Annotated in this window: 25 protein-coding genes; 12 read left to right on the top strand and 13 right to left on the bottom strand. The window is 61.2% G+C overall.

The genetic code is table 11. From position 1 onward, the window contains the following. The first annotated feature begins 45 nt into the window (after window positions 1-45). The 6 genes from BM194_RS18665 (at window position 46) to BM194_RS18640 (ending at window position 6623) form a co-directional block, all read left to right on the top strand. On the top strand, window positions 46-708 hold the full coding sequence (locus BM194_RS18665) for a DUF1007 family protein (protein ID WP_092850018.1): 663 nt from the start codon (window positions 46-48) through the stop codon (window positions 706-708). Continuing rightward, window positions 693-1739 carry a nickel/cobalt transporter gene (locus BM194_RS18660; RefSeq protein ID WP_092850016.1) on the top strand — a complete coding sequence of 349 codons (1047 nt, stop codon included), beginning with the start codon at window positions 693-695 and terminating at the stop codon, window positions 1737-1739. The genes BM194_RS18665 and BM194_RS18660 overlap by 16 nt, the downstream gene beginning before the upstream one ends. A 150-nt stretch (window positions 1740-1889) precedes the next feature. Beyond that, window positions 1890-3422 (top strand): ABC transporter substrate-binding protein, encoded by a 1533-nt coding sequence (locus BM194_RS18655; RefSeq protein WP_092850013.1) that lies wholly within the window; start codon window positions 1890-1892, stop codon window positions 3420-3422. Next, on the top strand, window positions 3419-4366 hold the full coding sequence (locus BM194_RS18650; protein ID WP_244891010.1) for an ABC transporter permease: 948 nt from the start codon (window positions 3419-3421) through the stop codon (window positions 4364-4366). The genes BM194_RS18655 and BM194_RS18650 overlap by 4 nt, the downstream gene beginning before the upstream one ends. Beyond that, window positions 4363-5181 carry an ABC transporter permease gene (locus tag BM194_RS18645; RefSeq protein WP_092850011.1) on the top strand — a complete coding sequence of 273 codons (819 nt, stop codon included), beginning with the start codon at window positions 4363-4365 and terminating at the stop codon, window positions 5179-5181. Before BM194_RS18650 ends, BM194_RS18645 begins: the two co-directional genes overlap by 4 nt. Beyond that, on the top strand, window positions 5178-6623 hold the full coding sequence (locus BM194_RS18640) for an ABC transporter ATP-binding protein (RefSeq protein WP_092850009.1): 1446 nt from the start codon (window positions 5178-5180) through the stop codon (window positions 6621-6623). The genes BM194_RS18645 and BM194_RS18640 overlap by 4 nt, the downstream gene beginning before the upstream one ends. A gap of 45 nt (window positions 6624-6668) precedes the next feature. Here BM194_RS18640 and BM194_RS20525 read toward each other — a convergent pair whose 3' ends face one another. Then, window positions 6669-6971, bottom strand: coding sequence for a hypothetical protein (locus tag BM194_RS20525; RefSeq protein WP_143097632.1), 303 nt, complete (start codon window positions 6969-6971; stop codon window positions 6669-6671). Window positions 6972-7422: 451 nt separating this feature from the next. Between BM194_RS20525 and BM194_RS18635 the strand changes: the two genes are divergently transcribed. Continuing rightward, window positions 7423-7782 carry a hypothetical protein gene (locus BM194_RS18635; RefSeq protein WP_092850006.1) on the top strand — a complete coding sequence of 120 codons (360 nt, stop codon included), beginning with the start codon at window positions 7423-7425 and terminating at the stop codon, window positions 7780-7782. Window positions 7783-8003: 221 nt separating this feature from the next. On the opposite strand, the gene BM194_RS18630 is transcribed toward BM194_RS18635, so the two are convergent. Next, entirely contained in the window at window positions 8004-8384 is a 381-nt protein-coding gene (locus BM194_RS18630; protein ID WP_092850002.1) for a histone-like nucleoid-structuring protein, MvaT/MvaU family, read from the bottom strand. Window positions 8385-8744: 360 nt separating this feature from the next. On the opposite strand from BM194_RS18630, the gene BM194_RS18625 reads away from it, so the two are divergent. Further along, window positions 8745-8951, top strand: coding sequence for a DUF3820 family protein (locus tag BM194_RS18625; protein ID WP_092850048.1), 207 nt, complete (start codon window positions 8745-8747; stop codon window positions 8949-8951). A 105-nt stretch (window positions 8952-9056) separates the two neighbouring features. Then, entirely contained in the window at window positions 9057-9308 is a 252-nt protein-coding gene (locus BM194_RS18620; RefSeq protein WP_092849999.1) for a hypothetical protein, read from the top strand. A gap of 886 nt (window positions 9309-10194) precedes the next feature. On the opposite strand, the gene BM194_RS18615 is transcribed toward BM194_RS18620, so the two are convergent. From BM194_RS18615 to BM194_RS18570, 10 genes are all read right to left on the bottom strand, one after another. Beyond that, on the bottom strand, window positions 10195-11268 hold the full coding sequence (locus tag BM194_RS18615; protein ID WP_092849996.1) for a tartrate dehydrogenase: 1074 nt from the start codon (window positions 11266-11268) through the stop codon (window positions 10195-10197). 30 nt (window positions 11269-11298) lie between these two features. Then, window positions 11299-12462, bottom strand: coding sequence for a mandelate racemase/muconate lactonizing enzyme family protein (locus tag BM194_RS18610; RefSeq protein WP_092849994.1), 1164 nt, complete (start codon window positions 12460-12462; stop codon window positions 11299-11301). 42 nt (window positions 12463-12504) lie between these two features. After that, window positions 12505-12960 (bottom strand): tripartite tricarboxylate transporter TctB family protein, encoded by a 456-nt coding sequence (locus tag BM194_RS18605; protein ID WP_092849991.1) that lies wholly within the window; start codon window positions 12958-12960, stop codon window positions 12505-12507. Next, window positions 12957-14498 carry a tripartite tricarboxylate transporter permease gene (locus BM194_RS18600; RefSeq protein ID WP_092849989.1) on the bottom strand — a complete coding sequence of 514 codons (1542 nt, stop codon included), beginning with the start codon at window positions 14496-14498 and terminating at the stop codon, window positions 12957-12959. Before BM194_RS18600 ends, BM194_RS18605 begins: the two co-directional genes overlap by 4 nt. A gap of 104 nt (window positions 14499-14602) precedes the next feature. Beyond that, window positions 14603-15562, bottom strand: coding sequence for a Bug family tripartite tricarboxylate transporter substrate binding protein (locus BM194_RS18595; RefSeq protein ID WP_092849986.1), 960 nt, complete (start codon window positions 15560-15562; stop codon window positions 14603-14605). A 317-nt stretch (window positions 15563-15879) separates the two neighbouring features. Next, window positions 15880-16638: a FadR/GntR family transcriptional regulator gene (locus BM194_RS18590; protein ID WP_244891009.1), complete on the bottom strand. Its 759-nt coding sequence runs from the start codon at window positions 16636-16638 to the stop codon at window positions 15880-15882. A gap of 293 nt (window positions 16639-16931) precedes the next feature. Further along, on the bottom strand, window positions 16932-17213 hold the full coding sequence (locus BM194_RS18585; RefSeq protein ID WP_092849981.1) for a hypothetical protein: 282 nt from the start codon (window positions 17211-17213) through the stop codon (window positions 16932-16934). Between the two features lie 110 nt (window positions 17214-17323). Further along, window positions 17324-17785, bottom strand: a complete 462-nt coding sequence (locus BM194_RS18580; RefSeq protein ID WP_092849979.1) for a hypothetical protein — start codon at window positions 17783-17785, stop codon at window positions 17324-17326. A 119-nt stretch (window positions 17786-17904) separates the two neighbouring features. Next, complete coding sequence (gene hglS, locus BM194_RS18575) at window positions 17905-19266, bottom strand: 2-oxoadipate dioxygenase/decarboxylase HglS (protein ID WP_092849977.1); 1362 nt, start codon at window positions 19264-19266, stop codon at window positions 17905-17907. Window positions 19267-19347: 81 nt separating this feature from the next. After that, on the bottom strand, window positions 19348-20283 hold the full coding sequence (locus tag BM194_RS18570; protein WP_092849975.1) for a LysR family transcriptional regulator: 936 nt from the start codon (window positions 20281-20283) through the stop codon (window positions 19348-19350). A 168-nt stretch (window positions 20284-20451) separates the two neighbouring features. On the opposite strand from BM194_RS18570, the gene aptA reads away from it, so the two are divergent. The 3 genes from aptA to BM194_RS18555 all read left to right on the top strand — a co-directional run bounded on the left by aptA (window position 20452) and on the right by BM194_RS18555 (window position 23774). Beyond that, window positions 20452-21792, top strand: a complete 1341-nt coding sequence (aptA, locus tag BM194_RS18565) for an omega-aminotransferase AptA (RefSeq protein ID WP_092849972.1) — start codon at window positions 20452-20454, stop codon at window positions 21790-21792. Window positions 21793-21830: 38 nt separating this feature from the next. After that, on the top strand, window positions 21831-23321 hold the full coding sequence (locus tag BM194_RS18560; RefSeq protein WP_092849971.1) for a CoA-acylating methylmalonate-semialdehyde dehydrogenase: 1491 nt from the start codon (window positions 21831-21833) through the stop codon (window positions 23319-23321). A gap of 165 nt (window positions 23322-23486) precedes the next feature. Next, window positions 23487-23774, top strand: coding sequence for a hypothetical protein (locus BM194_RS18555; protein ID WP_143097631.1), 288 nt, complete (start codon window positions 23487-23489; stop codon window positions 23772-23774). 232 nt (window positions 23775-24006) lie between these two features. Here BM194_RS18555 and BM194_RS18550 read toward each other — a convergent pair. Then, window positions 24007-24423, bottom strand: a 417-nt coding sequence (locus BM194_RS18550) for an integrase core domain-containing protein (RefSeq protein ID WP_143097630.1), incomplete at its 5' end; no start/stop codon positions are given.

Below are 24423 nucleotides of genomic sequence, written 5' to 3'. Positions count from 1 at the left end.
GGCGGCTCGGGTACTGCGTCATTGCCGTTTCCGGAGATCCTGTCCATGTCCTCTCGCCTGTCCCGACGTATCGCCCCCTGGCTTTTCGCTATCGCAGGCCTGCCATTGACTGCGCTGGCGCATCCGCATGGTTGGGTGGATTACCGGGTCATCCTGCATTTCGATGATCGATCAAATGTCACCGCCCTGGAACAGGTATGGGTAATGGACCCGTTCTACAGCCTGACCCTGACAGAGGAGCTCTCCCGAGCCGAGGGCGACGAGAGCATGGAACAGCGCCTGGACATGCTCGGTGACGAAATCGCCCAGAACCTGCGAGGCGAGAATTACCTCACGCATGTCACGCATGCTGGCGAGCCCGTTGCCCTGGACGATCTGCGCGACTACACCATCCGCCAGAACGACGACCAGCGCCTCGTGTTCCGCTTCGTGCTACCGCTGGCCGAACCGCTGGCGCTCGGCGGTTCGCCACTGGCGTGGCAGGTCTATGACGACACCTATTACATCGAGTTTCTCTACGAGCAGGACACCGATACACCGATCGCCCTGCAAGACGCTCCCGCCAATTGCACCAGTCGCGTCATCCCCGCGGACCCCGACCCGCAGCGTGTCGCCGATGCCGCGGCACTCGACCGGGACGCCACGGCCCCGAGCGGGCTGGGCCGCTTCTTTGCGGAAACCGGAGAGCTGACATGTCCCGCCCCCTAGCCCTGTTGATTGCCCTGCTGCCCCTGCTGGGTGTCGCCCTCCTGGCCATGACCGATGCCGGCCAGGCCCTGGCACAGACTGTCATGGTCCAGACCCATGACTGGCAGCGCGAGCTTCACCGTGGCCTGACGCTGTCGACGATGTCGCTTTCGCGTCATCCATCCGTCGAAACCAGCCTGAGCCTGATGGCGCTTAGCCTGGGCTATGGCGTGTTCCATGCACTGGGCCCCGGCCACGGCAAGGCGGTGATAACGGCCTACCTGATGTCGCACCCCACCGCACTGCGCCGCGGCTTGATGTTGACCGTGGCTGCTGCCCTGTTGCAGGGCCTGGTGGCGATCCTGCTCGTCGGGATCCTGGTCTGGGGGATGGGGCAGCTGACTCGCGATGCCATGGCGCAAACCGGATATCTCGAACAGGCCAGCTTTCTCGTTCTGGCCGGGCTCGGTGCCTGGCTGACCTGGCGCGCCCTGACCCGGCTCAAGCGCAGTCTCGACCGTCTGCCGCGTCAAGCCGCAGCCAGTGACAACGCTTCGGCCCTGACGATGGACGGGATGACCTTTGCCAGCATGGATGACGCCGCTCTCGCTTCTTCAAGACATGCGCCTGTCACATTGCGTCGCGACGCAGCATGCGAGCATTGCGGCGGCCAGCACCATATCGCTCCCGACGCGACCCACGACACGCGGGAAAGCCTGGGCGCCTTGCTGGCTATTGGCTTACGGCCGTGCAGCGGTGGCGTCATGGTGCTCGGTGTGGCAAGCCTGCTGGGCTATTGGTGGGCCGGGGTCCTGGCGGTACTTGCCATGTCGGTGGGCACGGCCTTCACCACGTCATGTCTAGCCGTGTTCGCCGTTGTCGCTCGTCAGCGGGCAACTCGGCTACTGGCGCGTACCACACCGAGCTGGCAGGCACTGGCCGGCCACGGCATCGCACTCTGTGGCAGCCTACTGATTCTGGCGCTGGGCCTGGGGTTGCTATTGAGCATGCCGGAAACCACCAGCCTGGGATTGCCGGGCAGCCTGCGCTGAGACTCAGCAGGCCTGGTGAAGGGAGCATGGGCGGACCGGCGCGCTACACTGAGCTTTATTGTTATGTTATAACGTCCGCGATTTTTCCGGACACTTCATTGCTCATGATGTGTCCGTTCCATGCAACGTTATCACATAACGAGACAAGCTATGTTTCATTCGCGCTGGTTACGTCAAGTGACGGTCATGGCCTGCCTTGGCCTGACGGCTCCCGCCCTGGCCCATGACGATAGCCTGGATATCGTCGCCCCTTGGGAGATCAACAGTCCCAACCCCTCTCGGGCCGGGCATGTCTTCCTGCGCATGCAGGTGGCAGAGACACTGACCGATACCGACCGCAAAGGCCGGCTATCTCCCGGTCTTGCGACGGACTGGCAGGTCAGTGAGGACCAGTTGACCTGGCGCTTTGCGATACGTCAGGGCGTGCAATTTCACGACGGTACCGAACTGACCGCCGCCCTCGCCGCCGATGCCCTGCAACGCGCCGCCTCGCGACCGGGCATGCTCGACCAGGTGCCCATTGCTGCCATCGAGGGACGGGGTAACGATGTCGTGATCGTCCTCGATTCGCCCTACGCCCTGCTGCCGGCGCTGCTCGCCCATAGTTCGACGCAGATCCTGGCCCCGGCCTCCTTCGGCGCCGACGGCCAGGCCCTTCAAGTCATCGGCACCGGCCCGTACGCTGTCACGTCTCTGCAGACACCACAACGCCTGGCCGTGACACGCTTCGACGCTTACTGGGGTGAGCCGGCCGCCATCGAGCACGCCAGCTATCTTGCCGCCCCGCGTGGCGAAACACGCGCCCTGATGGCCCAGAGCGGTGATGCCGATATCGTCTATACCCTGGATCCGGCCAGCCGTCTGCGCCTGGAGCGGACTGCGAACGTTGTCTTATTCGCCGAACCCATCCCGCGCACCGTGGCCATCAAGGTCAATGCGGCGCACCCCGCACTGGCCGAGCGCGAGGCCCGCCAAGCACTTAGCCAGGCCATCGACCGGCGAGGCATCGCCACCGGCATCTTGCGTACTCCCGATGCCGCCGCCAATCAGCTCTTCCCGCCCGCCCTGACGGCATGGCACCAACCCGGCCTGGCCGAGCAACGCCATGATCTCGAAGCGGCACGGGAGACACTGGCTGCGCTCGGCTGGCAACGCAACGCACAAGGCATGCTGGAACGTGACGGCCAACCCTTTGCGCTGACGCTGACCACCTTTGCCGACCGCCCCGAGCTGCCGATCGTTGCCACGGTCCTGCAGGACCAGTGGCGCCAGCTGGGTATCGATGTCAGCGTCAATGTCGGCAATGCCAGCGAGATACCCGCCGGTCATCACGACGGCTCTCTCGACCTGGGACTCATGGCCCGCAATTTCGGACTGGTTCCGGACCCGCTGGCCACCCTGCGAGAAGACTTCGGCCCGCAGGGGGGTGACTGGGGTGCCATGAACTGGTCCGATCCGCAGCTGACCGAACTGCTGGAAACGCTGAGCCAGACGTCGCTGCCCCCCGAGCAACGCCAGACGCACATTGCCGAAGCGGCTACCCTGCTCAGCCAGGCGATGCCCGTCATTCCCGTCGCCTGGTATGTCCAGACGGCCGCCGTGACCCAGCAGGTGGAAGGGTTCAGCATCGATCCGCTGGAACGCAGCTACCGCCTCAGTGACCTTCGTTGGAGCGACACATGAGCCAAGCCATCGTCAGGCTTCTGGTGAGCCGCCTGCTGCAGGCTGGGCTGGTGGCCTGGGCCGTCGGCACCCTGACGTTCCTGTTGACCCGCGCCCTGCCGGGAGACATGGCCTACCGCATCGCCGCCGGGCGCTACGGTTACGAGAACGTAGACCGCGACGCGGCACAGGCGGTTGCCTCGGAACTGAATCTCGACAGCCACCCATTGAGCGCCTACGCCCACTGGCTGGGCGATCTACTGCAAGGCAAGCTGGGCCACTCCCTGGTCAGTGGCGAGCCCGTATGGCAGGAACTTGGCCATCAGCTCGGCCACTCGCTGGATCTGGCGCTCACGGCTGTCGTGCTCGCGCTGCTGATCGGGCCGCCACTGGGCATGCTGGCTGGGTTGCGCCGGGGCAAGGCCTTGGACAAGGCCAGCCTTGTGGCGGCCACGGGCCTTCGCTCGCTGCCACCGTTCGTGATCGGCCTGCTGCTGATCATGCTGTTCTCGGTCACCTTGGGCTGGCTGCCTGCCGCCGGGCACGGCACAGCCGCGCACCTGTGGCTGCCTGCCCTGTCGCTGGCCCTGGGCCTGGCTGCGGTGTCGGCTCGCGTTTCCCGAAACGCCATGGCCCGTGTGGCCAGCGCCCCCTTCTACGCCTTCGCCATGACCAAGGGCCTGTCGCCGCAACGCACCTTCTGGCGACACGGCCTGCGCAATGTGGGCGTGCCTGTCGTGGCCTACCTGGGCGTACAGCTTATCTATCTGATCGAGGGTGTGGTGGTGGTCGAGTCGCTATTTGCCTGGCCGGGTATCGGCCATGCCCTGGTTCACGCTCTGGTAGCCCGCGATGTGCCCATGGTGCAGGGCACGGCCCTGGCCATGGGACTGCTGTTCGTGGCGCTCAATACGCTGGTCGACCTGGCCTGTCTCGCCATCGATCCGAGGAGGCGCCCAGCATGACGACATTTACGCTCACGCCGCGCTGGTTGGCGCGACGTCCCAATGCCCGGTATATGGGACTCGTCCTGCTGGTTCTGCTGTTGCTGTTCGCCTGGCTCACGCCATGGCTGTTTCCCGCCGACCCGGCCCGCCAGAACCTGTTGCACACCCTGGCTACGCCCAGCCTGTCCGAACCACTGGGGACCGATCACCTGGGGCGTAGCCAACTGGCCCGCCTGGCCTCGGCGATTCGCCTGTCCATCGGCTTGGCCCTGCTGAGCGTACTCAGCGCTGCCATCCCTGGTGTTTTGCTGGGCGTAGCCGCCGGGTGGCGCGGTGACTGGCTGGATCGAGGCCTGGGCCTGGTCGCCGACTGTGTCCTAGCCATGCCTGGACTGCTGCTGGTTTTCATGCTCGCGGCCATGGCCCCGGGGCAGTTCTGGTCGCTCTACGTGGGTATCGCTCTGGTGCTATGGGTCGAGTACTTCCGCGTGGTTCGCGCCGCAACCCGCTCGCTGGTCACCTCGCCTCAGCTACAGGCATCGCGGCTGCTGGGCTTCGGCAAGGTGTATCTTTTCCGGCGCCACCTATGGCCGGAACTTGCCCCCAGCGTACTCACCCTGGCGGCTTTCGGAGCAGCCAATGCCGTCCTTGCCGTGGCCGCCCTGGGCTTCGTCAGCATCGGCCTGCGTCCACCAACGGCTGAGCTGGGGCTGATGATGACCGAGCTGCTGCCCTACTATCAGGAGGCTCCCTGGGTGCTGCTTCAACCCATCGCTGCCGTGTTTCTGCTCGTCCTGAGCTTTCAACTGCTGGCCGGGAGGGACCCCCGATGACTTCCTTGCACGTCGATCGACTGAGCGTCAGCGCCAATGACCAAGTGCTGGTCGCCCCATTCAGCTTTTCATTGCAGGCCGGCCAGTGCCTGACTCTGCTGGGCGAGACCGGGGCTGGGAAGAGCCTGCTGGCGCAGGCCATCATGGGCACGCTGCCAGCGGGGCTCACTGCGCAGGGCCAGATAACACTCGATGGAGAAGACTTGATGGCATTGACGCTGCCCCGGCGTCGCGCCATTTGGGGGCGGCGCCTGATATTGTTGCCTCAGGAGCCGTGGCACGCTCTCGATCCGCTGATGACCGCCGAGCGACAGATACAGGAGACCTATCGCCATGCAGCCGGACACGACACCGAACGTGCCGTCCGTTATGCGCGACAAGACCTGGTATCGCTCGGCCTGGACACGGCAGGTGCCCGTCTCCCGGGGGAGCTCTCGGGCGGCATGGCCCAGCGAGTCGCTTTCGCCGCAGCACGCGCCGCAGGAGGCAAGATGGTCATCGCCGATGAACCCACCAAGGGGCTGGATAGCGCACGCCGCGATGATGTGGTGGCGATGCTCAAGCAGACCTTGGCCGAGGGCGGCACCCTGCTGACCATTACCCACGATGTCGAGGTCGCCCGTCAGCTGGGCGGCCGCATCATGATCCTGCGCAACGGCGACTGCATCGAGGCAGGCCCTGCCGATCAGGTACTGCAGCAGCCGATCAGCGAGTACGGACGCCGCCTGGTGGCTGCAGAACCGTCACGCTGGGCACCGCGTCGACAATATTCGCGCCCCGACGCACCGCCGGTAATCGAAGCCACACAGCTCTCCAAGGCACGCGGCGGGCGTACCCTGTTCAGTGAGATCTCCCTGTCCATCGCGCCTGGTGAAATCGTCGGTATCAGCGGCCCTTCCGGCTGCGGCAAGAGCACCCTGGGTGATTTGCTGCTGGGCCTCAGCAGGCCGGACCGGGGCCAGGTCAGGCGTGCACCGGGCGTTGCCGCACGGCGTTTCCAGAAGCTCTATCAGGATCCCCCCGCCGCGTTCGCGCCACACTGGACACTAGATACATTACTCAAGGACTTGATACGCCAGCACCGCCTGGACGCAACGCGCATTCCTCCACTGATGGACCGTCTGGGACTCGCGAACGTTTTGCTAGACCGCTATCCGAGCGACGTCTCGGGGGGCGAATTGCAACGCTTTGCCCTGCTGCGTGCCCTGCTGCTCGACCCCGTCATGCTGTTTGCCGACGAGCCTACCTCGCGACTCGACCCGATCACACAGCAGGAGACGATGGCGTTGCTCATCGAACTCGCCCGTGAGCGGGAGTGTGCCGTCATGCTGGTCAGCCACGATGAGGCCCTGATCCGTCACAGTTGCGATCGTTGCCTGTCCCTGGGGAACGCCGAGCCGCATCGGCCGGTGCCAAGCACAGCCTCATCCTTGCCGGCCTAGCCTTCTGACGCGACAGGCCGCACCAAACGCGCCCGATGTCAGGCGCTAGCGCTCCGCACCGATTCCGGTGTCGGAGCGCTTATCCGAGGGAGACGGCGGCAATGGAAGTACGCGCTGTGTCCCCGGCTCGCGCTCATTCCTCTGGCGCTCTTCGCGCCTCCATGACGGCGTGTCGGTGCGAGGCCCGTAGCGCCGGGTATCAGCCTCCGGTCCGTAGCGTCGGTCGTCGTACTGCGGACCGTAGCGGCGAACGCCGGGGCGCGACGCGGCCTCTTCATCCTTGCCCAGGGACGAATACCCAGGCTCGGCCTGTCCCCACCGAGGCAGCGCGCCCGTAGCGCACAGCATAGCAAGACTCAAGAGCAGGATTGGCAACCATCTACGGCGCATGCCACTGCGTGGCGCATGAAGGGCCTCCCGCCCTCGCAGGCCTGACGAGTCATGGGCCATATAGCCGGAATTATGCGAGTGATCGTCTGACATGATCGTGCCTTTACCGACATTGGTGATATGGTTCGAATCATTCCAGAACAGAGGGAAAGGAAGTCGCTGTCAATAGTCAGCAGGGGCAGCCAATGAACAAAGCCGGCCAAAAAGGCCGGCTCAAGCGTCCACTCACCCTACTTGTGCGAATGCGAAGGTCGGCCGGGCAAGTTCGTTAAGCCTAACAGCCATGCATTGCTAATATATGACATGGCATTAACTAACAGCGCGACCAGGACAAGTCCGAACCGGATGGCGTTCACGTTGTCAGAATAGCTGATAGAATGGCTTGCCCCGAGCCATTGCAGGAGACCCCATGAGCGAGAATTTCAAGGACTTCGAAGAGGCCCTCACTTCATCGCGTGACGATTTCATCGTTCGACAAAATCAAGCGGTAGAGCAGGCCAGAGAACAATTCGGCAAGAAAAACATCAAGGCAAAGAAACTGGAGCGGCCCAAACCGTCACGCGCCCAGTCTGTGACGCCGTCGGACAGTTTCAAGACCGGCCACATTGTTCGCTTGGCGGTGCGTAGAAAACAAATCGCGCTCGACGAGATGTTCGAATACAAGTCTGACAAGCTTTCAAAGCTCGAGGCACGCCTGGATGCAGAAAAAGCTGCCAAGAAAGCCGGCTACCCGATCATCGGTTATGTCTACTCTATAGACAAATTATAATTAGCTTCGTCCACGGCCGCCCAGAACGAAACGCCAGAGCGCCCATTGCGCGCCACGTATAACTAAGAGCAACTTTTCCGTTTCGGCAAGCACCGTCCGTTAGCATGCGCGTTGCGTCGTAGCCTTGAGCTTTCTCAATAAGTCACTTTATTAACCTGGGATATAAAAAAGCGACCGCCCCTCTCAGGACCGGCCGCTACTTTTGCTCTGTGACGCCTAGCTTATTCTTCGATGCGAACCAGCCAGGACTCGACGGTTTCGTCGCCGTGCTCTTCTTTCCAAGCCTTGAGTGTCTTCTGGTTGCCGCCACGGGTTTCCACCACTTCTCCCGTGTTCGGATTCTTGTAGATTTTCAATCTACGCTTGCGGCGCCCACCGCCACTGGAAGGCTGGGACACTTTGGCTTCCGCCGGCTTGCCGGGCTGCAGCAGTTCGATAACGTCAGCGGCGCTCTTGTCGAACTCGTTCATCAGCGCTTCGAGCTTGTTCTTGAACTCCAGCTCCCGCTGAAAGTTCTGGTCGCCCTCAAGCTGCTTGAGCTCTTCGCTCAGCTGCTTCAACAGGCGCTCTTTTTCAACATACTTCTGCAGTGTCGATGACATTTACTTACCCTTCTGATGCAGTTTCATATCAGTTGCGTGAAATATAACAGAGATCCAATAAGGCAGCCAACAAGAAAGTCATTATTGACCAATTTCATTCGCGCTTACGTAGCTACGCTTATGATCGCCCCGCCTTCAGGTTAAGCTTCCAAACAATAGTCTCAACTTGGCATTAGCCATTCTAGCCATCAATGTCTCTCTATGGCACCGCCATCGACATTTCTTTTTCTCTGCTATCTCTACCCTGCTTATCGACAGTGCCACAAGAAGGCTGTTTCGATATAAGACTGTTCTGTTCAGCCTGGTGGGCTGGATGGCAGCCAGGTTATGATTCCCTACGTTAAATATCGGGAGTTACCCTTGAATTCCAGCGATCTCAATAAGTTGATGCAGTGGAGAATGCCATTCGGCAAGTATCAGGGCCGCTTGTTGGCCGACTTGCCCGGCCCTTATCTCAACTGGTTTGCACGCGAGGGCTTTCCCGAGGGTGAACTCGGCCACTTGTTAGCGCTAATGCACGAAATCGATCACAACGGGCTGAAGGGGTTACTCGACCCCCTGCGCTGAAGTCCCTGGCAGCCTGGCGACCTTGGGCGTAGCCATGCTCCGTCCCTTCACTGTGCTACGTTGTAGGTAAACAAGTACAAGACAAGCCAGTGAGCGGAGGGGGCAATGTTCGAGGCTTACGAATTTCCTGCCACAAGCCAGCATGGCGAATCGGTCACACTGATCGCTTTTCTTCAATTCAACACGAATATTCAGGCGAACGGTGAAGCCGCCTATCGACTCGGGCCAATCCATTTTTCGACGATGGACGGACGCCCCGTGGACTACCATTGCCTGAGCGGTCAGTTCTTCTGTCGCGAGGGCTGCGAGACGTTCACTACTGATGATGAAGTCGTCGTGAATCTGCTGAAGCTGTAACTCCTAATGCAGCGGGCGGAGGCTGACTCGCACTTGCCGCGATGCGTGCCGACCAAGCCATGCCCCGAGCCCGCGAGCGGCTTAACCATTTTCTAAAGTTGGCAATCCGTTTGTTTCAAATATTTATTAAATGTTGCTCATGTAAGCATATGGCGACACCCCAACCGCCTGTTTTCATTCATGGTTCATAAAATAGCAGGCTGGGCGTTGGCAAATGCCGACACAATTACCTGTCTCGTTGGCGCATTCTGTCGCACTCCCTCCTCTCGCTATTGCCAATGCCATTTATAACATATTGTTTTATAAAGCTTATAATGGTAGTTGGCACTTATTTGGCTACAGATAGGATGTCACTGGCGAGAGTGGCTCACTTCCCCGTTGTTGAGCAGCATCTCGCCAAAGGAGTGCTTGGCTAGCACGGATCGACCCGGAGACGGATCTCCCGGCAAGCCCTGCCAAGGATAGGCAGGCTCGATAAGGAGGATCGAGGGCTTGCATAGCCATGGAGCGGACGAGTAAGGAAACTCGACAAGCATTCCGCCTCGATTGAGGCTACCCCAGTTCCCTGCGTACCTTGGGCCACTTGATGTGGCCCATTTTTTTGCGTTCGAACAATCCAGCGTATGACGCCGACGAAGACATATCCCTCTCGACAAAGATGAGCGATAAGCGCTGAACATGGCATTGATCAATGCATCACCGCGACATGAAGCCTGCCTGTTCGGCAGGCTTCATGGCTCTAGCTAGGTATTTTGAGCAGCAGACGCGCTTTGTACGCCGTGCATCCATAGAATATCTTAGGGCTTGGTTACGAAATTACGTATTTTACGTAAATCAGGAGATTTCAAATGGCTAGCCCTCCATGACGCTCATTATCCGCCCTCATTTACGCCTGGTCGCTCTGCTGGCGAATATCCTCGCAGATGGCCTGGGTCAGCTCACGCGTCGTCGCGGTGCCGCCCAGGTCCTGAGAGTGGATTCCTGAGCGGGTCAGCCGTTCGATGGCCGCCATGAGCCGTTCGGCAGCCGTGGCCTCACCCAGGTGTTCGAGCATCATCACGGCCGTCCAGAAGGCACCCACGGGATTGGCAATACCCTGCCCGGCGATATCGAAGGCCGAGCCGTGGATGGGCTCGAACATGGAAGGAAAGGTTCGCTCGGGATTCAGGTTGGCGGTGGGAGCAATCCCCAGGCTACCCGTCAGCGCAGCGGCCAGATCCGAGATGATGTCGGCGTGCAGGTTGGTCGCCACCACGGTATCCAGGGTGTCCGGTTTGAGCACCATGCGCGTGGTCACCGCATCGACCAGTTCGCGGTCGGTCTCGACCTCGGGATAGTCCTTGGCAACCTCGAAGAACACCTCATCCCATAGCACCATGCCGTGCCGCTGGGCATTGGACTTGGTGACCAGGGTCAGTTTCTTGCGCGGTCGGCTTCGGGCCATCTCGAAGGCGAAGCGGTGAATGCGCTCCACACCCTTGCGCGAGAAGATCGAGACTTCGGTGCCGATCTCTTCAGGCAGGCCGCGGTGAACCCGGCCGCCATTACCAGAGTACTCCCCTTCGCTGTTCTCGCGAATGATCACCCAGTCGATCTTCTCCGCCCCCTGCAGCCGGCTGTTGACGCCGGGCAGCAGCCGGGCCGGGCGCACATTGGCATACTGGTCGAAGCCTTGGCAGATCGCCAGGCGCAGATCCCAGAGCGAGACATGATCCGGCACCTGCTGGCTACCTACCGAGCCGAAGTAGATGGCATCAAACCGAGCCAACTCGTCCAGCCCACCCTCGGGAATGTAACGTCCGTGCTCCAGATAATAGTCGGAACTCCACGGGAAATCGCTGAATTCAAAGCTCAACTCGCCGCTCTTTTCCGCCAGGGCCTGCAGCACCTGCTTGCCTGCCTCGATGACCTCGATGCCGATACCGTCGCCGGGGATCACGGCGATCTTGTGCTGACGCATGCTGGAACTCCTTTAGCGTTGGGCCCCGATTCAAAGGTGGGCGTGGAAGACTTTCATGAGTTCGGCCTTGTCCTCGAAACCGATCCCCGGCCTGTCCGGAATGGCCACGAGCCCCTCTTCGACCGGCGTGGAATCGGCGAAGCCGCCGAAGGGCGCGAAGACGCGCGGGTAGGACTCATTACCGCCCAGCTTGAGGCCGGCCGCGATATTCAGGGCGAACTGGTGCCCGCCATGGGGGATACACTGGCGCGGAGACCAGCCACGAATACGCAGCTCGTCGAGCATGCGCAGGTATTCGACCAGCCCGTAGGACAGCACCGGGTCCATCTGCAGGATGTCGCGGTCGGGACGCATCCCGCCGTGGCGCAGCAGATTACGCACGTCCTGATGCGAGAACAGATTTTCCCCCGTGGCGGTCGGGCCGGCATAGTGCTCGCATAGTTGGCGCTGCAGGGCATAATCGAGCGGATCGCCGGCTTCCTCGTACCAGCGCACCCCGTAGGGGGCCAGGCCATCGGCAAACTGCAGCGCAGTCTGCAAATCGAAACGCCCGTTGGCATCCACCGCCAGACGCGACGGATCACCCACTACCTCGAGTGCCGCCTCGACCCGCGGCAGATCCTCGTCCAGCGGCACACCGCCGATCTTCATCTTGGTGGCCACGTACCCCATGTCCAGATAATCGCGCATCTCCTCCTGAAGACCGCGAATTTCCTTGCCCGGGTGGTAATAACCCCCGGCGGCATAGACCGAAACGCGACGATCCGCCTCACCGTCGCCATAACGCTCGGCCAGAAGCTGGGCCAGCGGTTTGTTCTCGACCTTGGCCACGATATCCCAGATCGCCATGTCGATGACCCCCACCGCCACCGAGCGTTCGCCGTGACCGCCCGGCTTCTCGTTGGCCATTACCGTCGCCCAGACCTTGAACGGATCGAGGTTGCGACCGCTATCATCCAGCAGCGAAGCGGCATCGGCCTCTTGAAGGCGGAGCAGGAAGCGTTCGCGAAGCAGGCCACTCTGGGCATAGCGCCCGTTCGAGTTGAAGCCGTACCCCACGACCTGCCGACCATCGACCTTGGCGTCGGTGTAGATCGCCAGGATGGAAACATCCATCTTGGCAAAAGAGATGTAGGCATTGGCGATATCGGACGCGATCGAGACCCGCGCTTCCTTGATGTCGGTGATTCGCATGCTTGCTCCTTGTCTTGAGGCCGATAGTGGTTGTTCGAAGGCTCACGACCAGATGCCGGACGGCAGCCTGACATTCAGTACCTGCGTGAAGGCCAGATAGAATGCGCCGATCAGCAGGGCGACGACCGGCACCCACTGGGCGAGACGTCGCATCGTCACCGGCCCTTCCACGCGAGCCAGGTACCAGGTCAGGCCGAAGAAGACGATCGCCGTGGCCAGCAGAAAGCCCAGCAGGCCGATGGCATACCACCAGACGAACAGCACCACGATCATGACTGCCAGGCGCACCGGATTGCCCTCGACATGCACTCGGCGTGCCGCCGGCTTGGTGAAGGCCTTGACGATCAGGGCTAGGGAGATCACCACAGTGATGACCAGGATGGCGCGAGGAAAGATGATGCTTAGTCGCCCCATGCTTTCACGGGGAAACCACAACAGGGCGGCAAACAGCAAGCCGAACACACCCGCCGCAAGATCGGTGTTGAGTCGCAGGGTCATGGCGCTTGCTCCTCGTCTCGTTTTGCCTTGGCCATGCGCCCGCTGCGCTCCAGCCATCCCGGCAACAAGGTCGTCGCGACACTCAGCACCACCAGGCAGGCCAGGACGATGGATAGCGGATTGGCCACCAGCCGCAACCAGGGAATCGGGTCCACGACCGCCGCCAGCATGGTCTGCACGTAGCCCTTCTCGGCGATGACACCGAGAATCATGCCCAGCACGATGGGAGCGGCCTGGATGCCGATCAGGCGCAGAAAGTAGCCCACCGTGCCCAGCAGCAGCATGATGAACACATCGACCATGCTGTTACGCAGCGCATAAGTCCCCAGAATGGTAACCATGGCGATGCTGGGCAGCAGGAAGTAGAACGGCGTCTTGACCACGATGCGATGGATCAGGCGCCCACCCATCAGGCCGACCGGCAGCAGGAACAGTGCCGCAAACCCCATCGACAGAATGAAGCCGTTGGTCAGCACCCCGGTTTCGGTGAACAGGTCGATTCCCGGGCGCAGGCCATGCATGAGCAGCACACCGAGGATGATCGCATCGGGTGGCGCCCCGGGAATGCCCAGAGTGAGCAGCGGCACCATGCTACCCGCGACCATGACGTTGTTGCTCGACTCCGAGGCAATCACCCCGTCGACATTGCCCTTGCCGAACGATGCCGGGTCTTTCGAGAAGCGCCGGGCCTCGTTGTAGGCCACCAGGCTGGTCACGTTGCCGCCGGCGCCCGGGATGATGGCAATGATCTGACCGATGATGCACGAGCGGATCAGATTAATGGGCTTGCTGAAGATGTGCTTGCCCATGCGCAGGATGGCCGAACCGGCACCGCCCTTGAGCTTGCCACTTTCGGGTAGCGCGCCACGCCCCTGGGCTGCCATCGAGATGAGCTCGGGAATCACGAACAGCCCGATCAGGGCCACGATCAGCTCGATACCGCCCTGCAGGGCTGGGAAGCCGAAGATGAAGCGGGTTTCGCCGCCAATCGGCGAGACACCAATGGTGCTGAGCAGCATGCCGATGCATCCGCCCAGCAGGCCCTTGAGCAACGAGCCACTGGATAGGCTGGCCACCAGGGTCAGGCCCAGCAGCGCCACCCAGAACATTTCCGCCGGCCCGAACACCACGGCCAGGCGCGCCAGCGGAGGCGCCAGCAGCAGCAAAAACGCCACACCGATGATACCGCCGACGACCGAAGCGATCGTGGCGGCAGCCAGTGCCTCGTAGGCCCGCCCTTGGCGCGCCATGGGGTAGCCATCGAAGGTCGTGGCGATGGATGAGGGCGTCCCCGGCGTGTTGATCAGAATGGCGGTGAAGGCGCCGCCATAGATGGCGCCCATGTAGACCGCTCCCAGCGCCATCAGCCCCTGCAGGGGCGACATCGTGAAGGTGAACGGCAACAGCACCGCAAGGGCCATGGTTGCCGTCAGTCCAGGCAAGGCGCCGATGAATAGCCCCGCCGTGACGCCTGCCAGAATCGTGATCAGCCCCTCGAGGGTCAGAATCGAAAGCAGGGCTTCGAGTAGCATGTCCATGAGCCAACTCCACAGTTGCACGATGGGGTCGTGTCAGGTGACCGGACAACACCCGACCCTGCAGCCCATCCAGGCTACAGAATCGGATGGCACCTCATGCGGTGTTACTGGTTGGCTTTGGCTTCTTCGAGGATGGGCTGGTAGGCCGACTTGAGCTGCTGCATGACCTTGTCCACTTCTTCGTCGGTGATGTCGGTCATGACGAAGCCGAGCGGCTCCTGCTTTTCGGCGATGCGCTGGTTAGTCTTGGCGAACGCCTCTTCCAGCTTGTTGACGATCTCGTCCGGCGTGTCCTTGGGCACGGCGACCCCGCGATAGGCACCGCCAACGATGTCATAGCCGAGTTCCTTGAAAGTCGGCACGTCCGGCAGGGCCGGCACTCGCTCTTCGGAAGCCACGGCCAGGACGCGAGCATTGTCCTGCATCTGCACACCGAGCATCGAGTAGTTGAAGATGCCCGAGACATGGCCACCCTGCACCGCCGCGGGAAGCGGACCCGTGCCGGTGAACGGGATGTAGGTCACATCAATACCGGCTTCACGTTCCAGGCGCAGGGCGCCGAGGTGGTTGGCGCTGAATGTCCCGCTGCCGCCCAACGTCACCGCCTGGGGATTTTCCTTGGCGTACTGAACCAGATCATCGAGCGTCTTGAAGGGGCTGTCCTTGGGCACGATCAAGGCATTGGGCGTGGTATGGAAAAAGGTCACGATCTTCCAGCCGTCGGTCTCGTAACCGGCATTCTCGCGCATGATCGGCTGGGCAATGATGTGCGGAATGTTGACCCCGATCATTTCGTAGCCCGTCGGCTCGGCGCTGCTCTGGAATTCGCTCCAGCCCACGGCGCCGCCCCCACCGGGACGATGCTTGACGTTGACATCGACACCCAGGATTTCCTCCAGGTGAGGCTCCTGGAAACGCGCCGTGACATCGGACTCACCGCCTGGGTCGAAGGGAATCGTGTAGGTAATGGGCTGTTCGGGATATTCGGCGAGGGCCATGCCGGGTATGCCCAGCGCAGCCAGCAGGGACAGCGAGCCCACCCAGCGGGTCGTGGCGAATTTCATTGGCGTACTCCTTGGTCTTCTTGTGGTCTGGCAAGTCTTCCGCTCGATTGTTCTTGTTGCCGAGAGGCAGAGCGGACGAACGGCATACGCATGCCCGGCAGAACGGCCCGGATACGTACCTCACCTTTTGAAGCTAGCCAACTTGTAAAACCTGTCCACTCAAGAGGCATAGACATTAGTCGGCATAGTCGAGAAAGACCTATAACCAACGACAAGATTTAACTATAAGTTACTGAAATATAGCGTTAAAAATGAATGACAAGATTTCCCCCTCAAGGATAAAACTTGTCAGACCAGGAAGTAGTCATGGACCTGCGTCATCCTTCGAATACTCGACGGCGCGAATTGCCGATGTGTTGACGCATCTGATGGCAGGCCCGTTCGGGGTCGCCCTCGCGAATAGCCTGAAGGATCTCGACATGTTCCTGCTGGACTTCCGGCAGATGCTGGCCAGGTCGACGCAAGCCCAGGTTACGGGCCAGGTTCTGGCCAAAATTGATCTGCGGCTTGAGGGACAGCAGCGTGTCGGTGAAGAAGCGGTTATTGGTGGCCTTGGCGATGGCCAGATGAAAGCCGAAGTCGGCATCGACCCCAAGCTCGCCGGCCTGTATGCATTCCTCAAGGCGTTGTAGCGCCCGCTCGATTTCCCGGAGCGAGGCAGGGCCAATATGCTGCGCCGCCAGCCGCGCCGACTCCCCTTCCAGCGCAGCACGGAACTCGAAGCAGCGCTGCATGTCCGCCAGGCTATCAAGTGGAGCGAAATCCAGCATGGCGCGGTCCGGACGGCATTCCACATAGCTGCCGGCGCCTCGCTGCGAACGAACCAACCCGTCCTCTCTGAGCCGGGACAGGGCTTCACGAACGATAGGTCGGGAAACCCGATTCATCTCGGCCAGCCTCGTCTCGGACGGCAGGCGGTCGCCTTCACCGTATTCGCCCTGCAGGATGCGCTCGATGATATCGCCATAAACGCGGTCGCTGAGCTTGGCGGGACGTTCCTGACCCTTCTCGTCTCGGGTAGGCTGAAAGGAAGCAATGATATCCTTGGCGCGATCGGGGTGTGGTTTGCTTGTCATGTAACGATCCGGCAACGAAGGCATGCCCTACCAACATAACACGCCAAAAAGCCCCGAGCTTCTCAGCTGGGGGCAATGTCGTAGGACGTATCATTACAGCCGGCATGACCATGCCGCCTACTCCATCCTTGGAATAGTGCTGGAACGGGACTGCCTTTTGCGGCATTGGCCTGCTGGCTTGCCTGCATGTTGGGTCAGGCAACGGCGCCCCGCAAGCGAGCCCCAGCATGATTCTCGTCAGCGTTTTTCGTGGCGAATCCAGCCCCTGATTGCATGAATGGCAGGAAACATCCTCATTCCTCACAGGCCAGGCGAGCGGCACGATGTCGAAAGCGCAGCGGGCTCGTTGCTGGCGTGGAGGCGCTACGTATACTGAAATCCGAGGATGTGGTCAGGGTGGCCATTCGCAGGGAAGCATACTCCCAGGAAGGAAACATCGTCGTACTCAAGCTCATGTTACCGGTCGGGCACGCACGTCGAGCCAACTGGATGGAATCGGCTTCATCATGAGCATGATAGGAGGCGCAGCCCGTCATCGCAGCGACGATCAGTGCCGTATAAAGTCGCTTGTTCATCGTCTCCTCCGATGAGACGAAGCTACCTACAGCATAGAACTGCAACCGACATCGCGAAGCGGTAACGCGTTAGTCTTTAGTCCGGCGTGGCAGGCCTTGCACCTTCCCCCTCAAGAGCCGACCTGCAGTGCCAGGCGATCAGCGACGGCAGGCACACTTTTTCCGAGCGGCACGATGCCCTCATCGTCCAGATGGCGAAGACACATGATCAATACGAGTCCGGCATGTCCCAGCGAATCAAATTCCGCACGCAAGTCCTTGCGCTGGCTGTCGCTCGGGGTATTCGGCGGAGTCTCGCTGGTATCCTGCCCGCCCCCTTCCTGAAACACACGCTGGTAGTCGGGCTTCAGACCGACGTAATTCAAGGATTCGGTCACTTCCTTGCCGAACTGACCGTCCGCCAGCGCCATGCATTGTGCCTGTGAGTTGGCCAGAGCAATTCGTGCATCAGTGATCGCGGCGTGGCGATGCATGCTGTCGATGTCGGACCGCGCCTGATCTTCCGTTTCGGGAAACCAGGCCAGCAACGCAACGGCGAGCCCAACGAGTAACAGTAATACCGCAGCTTTCATAACAGCCTCTCAAGGACACTATCGTGACAAGCTAGCAGACCTCGGGACTGAACGGCGAATCAAGGAGTTGCATGTCAGGCGGCACCGTGGCTTTCGCTACCGCCTGAGAATAGGCCGGGCTAGCCCTGCAATGCCTGCAACACTGACCGGCAGGATGCGCTTTCCCGTGCAGCGTAGAGTTCGAGCTCATCCAGCACCTTGCCTTGCAGTGCCGCCTCGAAGGCATCGCGATTCGCATTGCCTGCGTAGGCCTCGTTCTGGCCGCCACCCAGGTTCGACTGGAAGATGCCTGCTGCGCTGACCGGGAGAAAGTCTTCATAGGTGATTGGCCGGGTTTCCACGAGGCCCTGCTCGATCAATGCCTCAAGGTGCGTCTCGCCCACCCTGCCTGACTGGCGGCCGGCCTCGGTCAACCGGTACTCGAAGAAGGCCAGCTCCTGGCGTCGCAGCTCCGCTTCGGTATCGGGGAAATCGGCAAAGACCTCGGCCAGGACGCGCTGGTGTTCGTCATTGCTCAGTCCCGCCGTGCGACGACGCGACTCGCCGAGCAGGCGGTCATAGAGCGCTCGCCCTTTCGCGGTCAGCGCCACCCCACGCTGCTCGATCTCGCCGAAGCGGGCGGTATGCGTGCCCTGGCGCTCCCCCGCAAAGCGGATCGGTTCTTCCAGCGCCTTGAAACTGGTCTGACGCAACAGGATCGGGCAATCGCGACGCGGCGGCCCTTCGATCACGTCCTTGGGATTCATGCCAGCCTGCGGCATGCGCCGCTGGACTTCATCGATATCCAAGGTACGCGGTGTCAGGTGGTTGATATGCGGCCCGCGAAAGCACACCACATCGGCGATCAAGCGATGCTCGGCGTGCAGGGCCTCGTAGGTGTCCAGGTCCACCGTGGCGTCCTTGTGCCAGCGGAACGTTTCCAGGGCCTCGCTCACGAACCGGTCGGCATCCGTATCGTCGAGCCCGCCCTGCGACTCATGACGCGCGATCAGTTCTCGGACTCCGGGAGTGAAGATGTCGCGATGGTCGAGGATCCTTGCGGCCCGTTCGCGCAGGGCATCGCTTTCGATCAGTTCGAGGCGCAGCAGCGAGGTAAAGACCCGAAAGGGGTTATAGGCCAAGGCCTCGTCATCGACCGGACGAAACGCCGTGGAATGCACGGGCACGCCGGCTTCCGACAGGTCGTAGTACCCCACCGGCACCATGCCCATCACGGCGAACAACCGGCGCAACATGGCCAGCTCGTCGGCGCTACCCACCCGGATGGCGCCATGGCGCTCCACACCCAGGCGATTCATCTCATCGAAGTTCGCCAGCCGTTCGGCCAGCGCCGGGTTGCGTTCGAGCGTTTCCCGGTTCACCTGGGCGACCAGTTCGAGCAGTGTCTCGTACTGGGGCACTTCGGCCTGGTACATGGCCGACATGGCCTTGGAAAAACGATCACGGATCTCGTTTGACGACACATGGGTCGGGTCACTCATGGCATGCCTCCTCGGGTTTCTTGTTGGTGCTCAAGGGCGGTGGTTGCACTTTATGGCTTGATACCTGAATAGCTTGGGTGGTCACTGCCTGTCCAGAACACCCTCGGTCAGCACCATCAGCTCTTCCAGATAGGTTTCCAGCACTCGGTTGGGTGGCCCTGTCTTGCGCGTGATGGCGCTGTAACGGGTCACGTATCGGCAGGTTCGTGGATTCAGGGCCCGCATCCTGCCCTCGTCCACCCAACGCTGGGCATAGTGGGTCGGCAGATAGCCAATATAGCGACCGGAGAGGATCAGGAAGGCCACGCCCTCGCGGTCCGTTGCCGAAGCGGCCGCCTTCAGCGGCTCGTGCTTCAAGCGGGTTTCGGGTGCCTGGGCATAGGCTGGAATCACGGCATCCCAATGCTCGAGTTGATCTTTCTTCACCTCGCCGGCCTCGAACAGGGGGTGATTGAAAGCGCAATAGAGCTGAGACACTTCCTCGTAGAGCGACCGGTACTGCAACCCAGGTAACGTCTCGAGGGCCGGCACCACCCCGGTATGCAAACGGCCGTCCATGACGTCCAGCTCGATATCGCGGGGCGGTTTCATGCGGATATTGATTCGCACATCAGGCCCGCGCTCCTTTAGTGCACTGAGGGCATGGGTGATATGCATCTGTGGAATGGTGACCAGGTTATCGGTAATGCCGATATTGAGTTCACCCGTCAGGCATTCGTGCAGGCTGTTGATCCGCGTTCCGAATTCCTCGACTGCGGCCAGAAGCTGCAACGAGGATTCATACACGGCCTTGCCTTCTTCGGTCAGCGCAAAGCCGCTTCGGCCACGCTGGCACAAGCGCAGGGAAAGCCGCGTTTCCAAGTCGCTGATGGCCATGCTGATGGCGGCCCTGCTGATGTTCAGATCGACTTCCGCCGCCGAAAAGCCCCCGCACTCCACCACCGCCCGGTAGATCCTGAGCAGGCGCAGATCGGCATTGCCGAGCTGTCCCGATAACGTTTTCTTGCCGAGCCGCATGCCCCGGTCTCTCCTCGTGTGTGCCTAGTTCGAGACTAGAGCCTACCAACGTGAAAGTTAAGTAGTTGCTTACCTGAGATTAAGCATCACGGAATTTAACTTATCGAAAGAGCGACCTAGCATGAGCCCAAAGACCCCTTACAACGAGAAGCCAATCGAGGGTGGCCCATGTCAGAGTCAATGCATCAGGCGGCAGGCCTGAGTCCGGAACAACTCGATGCCTACTGGATGCCTTACACGGGCAACCGTCAGTTCAAGCGCGACCCACGGATCATCGTCGGTGCCGAAGGCAGCTATTTCACCGATGCCGATGGCCGCCGCGTCTTCGATGCACTGTCAGGCCTGTGGACCTGTGGCGCGGGACACTGTCGCCCCGAAATCGCCGAAGCCGTGTCGCAGCAACTGCGCCAGTTGGATTACGCTCCGGCCTTCCAGTACGGCCATCCCAAGGCCTTCGAACTGGCGCATCGCCTTCGCGAGTTGACCCCAACCGGGCTGGACTACGTATTCTTCACCGGCTCAGGCTCCGAGAGCGCCGACACCGCGCTCAAGATCGCCCGCGCCTACTGGCGCAAGAAGGGCAAGCCCACCAAGACCAAGCTTATCGGCCGGGCCAAGGGCTATCACGGCGTCAACTTCGGCGGTTTTAGCCTGGGCGGCATCGGTGCCAACCGTGCCCTGTTCGGCCAAGGCGTGGATGCCGATCACCTGCCCCACACCCTGCTCAAGGAGAACGCCTTCACCAAGGGCATGCCCGAGCGCGGCGTCGAGCGCGCCGAGGACCTGCTGGAGCTGATCGCCCTGCACGATGCCTCCAACATTGCCGCCGTGATCGTCGAGCCGCTGGCCGGCTCGGCCGGGGTGCTTCCGCCCCCCAAGGGGTACCTTCAGCGCCTGCGCGAGATCTGCGATCAGCACGATATCCTACTGATCTTCGACGAGGTCATTACCGGTTTCGGACGCATGGGCTCGATGACCGGCGCCGAGGAGTTCGGCGTGGTGCCGGATATCCTGAACGTCGCCAAGCAGCTGACCAACGGCGCGGTGCCCATGGGCGGTGTCATCGTGCAGCGCGATATCTATCACACCTTCATGGCGCAGGGCGGCCCTGACTACATGCTGGAGTTGCCCCATGGCTACACCTATTCGGGGCATCCGGTGGCCTGTGCCGCAGCGCTCGCTACCCTGGACGTGCTCGAGAACGATCGCTTGATCTCGCGTGTGCGAGACATGAGCCCGGTCTTCGAGGAGGCACTGCACAGCCTCAAGGGCACGCGTTACATCAGCGATGTCCGCAATTATGGGCTTGCCGGTGCACTCCAGATCGAGCCCTACCCCGGCGAACCGGCCCGGCGTCCGTTCGAGATCGCCATGAAGTGCTGGGAAAAAGGAGTTTACGTCCGCTATGGCGGCGACACCATCCAGCTCGGCCTGCCTTTCATCGTCGAGCGCGAAGAGATCGACCGGTTGATCAACGTCATTGGTGAGGCCATCGCCGAACTCGACTGACAACCTCAATCTCACAACATCCATTCGAGAGGTAAGCTATGCCAACCCTTGGCCACCTGATCAACGGTACCCGCCACGACGGCAAGGGCCGTACGCAGGACATCTTCAATCCCTCCACCGGCGAGGTCGCCGGCCAGGTACGCCTGGCCGACAAGGCCACCGTCGAGGAAGCCATCGCCGCCGCCCAAGCCGCTTACCCGGCCTGGCGTAACACGCCTCCAGCCAAGCGCGCCCGGATCATGTATCGCTTCAAGCACCTGCTGGAGCAGCATGCCGAGGAGATCGCCCGCCTGATCGGCCAAGAGCACGGCAAGATATGTCACGATGCCATGGGTGAACTGCAGCGCGGTATCGAGAACGTCGAGTATGCTTGCGGCGTGCCGGAACTGCTCAAGGGCGAGTACAGCAAGAACACCGGACCCGGCATCGATTCCTGGAGCGAATTCCAACCGTTGGGAGTGGTCGCCGGCATCACTCCCTTCAACTTCCCGGCCATGGTCCCGCTGTGGATGTATCCGATGGCCATTGCCTGTGGCAATACTTTCGTGCTCAAGCCTTCCGAGCGCGACCCGACCTCGACGCTCTACATTGCCGAACTGGCCCAGGAGGCCGGCCTGCCCCCCGGCGTGCTGAACGTGGTCAATGGCGACAAGGAAGCCGTGGACACCCTGCTCGACGATCCTCGCGTCCAGGCCGTGAGCTTCGTCGGCTCCACACCGATCGCCGAGACTATCTATACCCGGGCGAGTTCCAATGGCAAGCGTTGTCAGGCACTGGGCGGAGCCAAGAACCATGCCATCGTGATGCCCGACGCCGACATGGATTACGTGGTCAATTCCCTGACCGGCGCCGCTTTCGGCTCCTCCGGCGAACGCTGCATGGCATTGTCCGTGGCGGTGGCTGTGGGCGACACGGCCGCCAACGCCTTGGTCGACAAAATGAAGACACAGATGGAGACACTCAAGGTCGGCGTCTTCTCGGACGAAGCCAACGACTTTGGACCGCTGATCACCGGGGCGCACCGCGACAAGGTGGTCGGCTTCATCGACAGTGCCGAGACTCAGGGCGCCGACATCGTGGTGGATGGCCGCCGACCCAGGGTGGAAGGCGCCGAGAACGGGTTTTTCGTTGGCGGGACCCTCATAGATCGTGTGACTCCCGAGATGACCTGCTATCGGGAAGAAATCTTCGGACCGGTCCTGCTGGTGGTCCGCGTCGGCTCCATGGACGAGGCCATGCAGCTGATCGACGATCATGAGTATGGCAATGGTACCTGTATCTATACGCGTGATGGCGAGGCGGCGCGTTACTTCAGTGACAACATCCAGGTAGGCATGGTCGGTATCAACGTGCCACTGCCTGTGCCGGTGTCCTATCACAGCTTCGGTGGCTGGAAACGTTCACTATTTGGTGACCTGTCAGCTTACGGTCCGGATGCAGTGCGCTTCTATACCCGGCGCAAGACCATTACTCAGCGCTGGCCTTCCGCCGGCGTGCGCGAGAGCGCCCAGTTCTCTTTCCCTTCCTGAGTCCGGCAACCGCCAGACGGGCCCTGGCGCCAATGCGTCAGGGCCCACTTATTGAACAATATCTAAATATGGAAACCCTTTCCATTCCTCGCTGGACAAGATGCACGAGAGGGATTAGCTTAGTTAATGAGCCTGGACACAGAATCGTCATGCCCAGAGGCTACCTTGAAACACAACAAGAGCAAGGTTGGAGAGGTGGATATGATCGAGGCCTTCGAATTTTCAGCCATGAGCCGCAGCGGTGATGCCGCGACGCTGGTTGCCTTCGTTCAGTTCGATGCCGATGCTGCGCCCGCCAATGGGGAAGCAGATTTCCTGCTGGGTTCCATCGAACTCTTCACTTGGGACGGGCGTGCCGTCAAGTATGATCATGGGCAACTTGTGAGCCAGGATGACAGCGACACTTTCACACCCAAGGACGACACGATACTCGATCTGCTCGCCATGCAGTAAGTAGTCAGTGCCTTGGCCATCATACTCCCGGGGAGGGCTCCCCGGGGTACTGCCCGTTTGCTTGTCCGGAAACGAAAAAACCCCAGCCGGTTGGCTGGGGTTTTCGAAGAGATGCCTGTCGATGACTCGGCCGGCGCTCCGGGACTCGAGCATGGGAGGCCTTCCCCGGGATTCTGCTCGTTTTGACCTTCCCCCTGGTTTAGGTCCGCTCACAATGTGAGAAACCCCAGCTTCATGCGCACTGCTCGGCATACGCTACCGGTGGTAAATAACCCAGTGAGCTGTGCGGTCTGACATGGTTGTAGTGGGTCCTCCATTGCGTGATTTCGTGCCGTGCATCCGCCAGGCTCAGGAACCAGTGTTGGTTGAGGCAGCCGTCCCGGAACTTGCCGTTGAAGCTCTCAATGAATGCATTCTGCGTCGGCTTGCCCGGCTGGATGAAGGCCAGCGTCACCTTCCGCTCGCGCGCCCGGAAGAACATTGCCTTGCTGGTCAGCTCTGGCCCGTTATCGCAAACAATCGAGGCGGGTAGAGAGCGCTGCTGAGCAATCTCGTCCAGGAACCGGGCCAAGCGACGCCCGGAAATGGACGTCTCTGCCAGTTGCCCGACACACTCTCGGTTGAAGTCGTCCACGATGTTCAGCACGCG

Origin of the sequence: Modicisalibacter xianhensis (assembly GCF_900113605.1) — a bacterium.
GTDB classification, from domain to species: domain Bacteria; phylum Pseudomonadota; class Gammaproteobacteria; order Pseudomonadales; family Halomonadaceae; genus Modicisalibacter; species Modicisalibacter xianhensis.
This window is presented reverse-complemented; position numbering and strand designations above follow the sequence as displayed.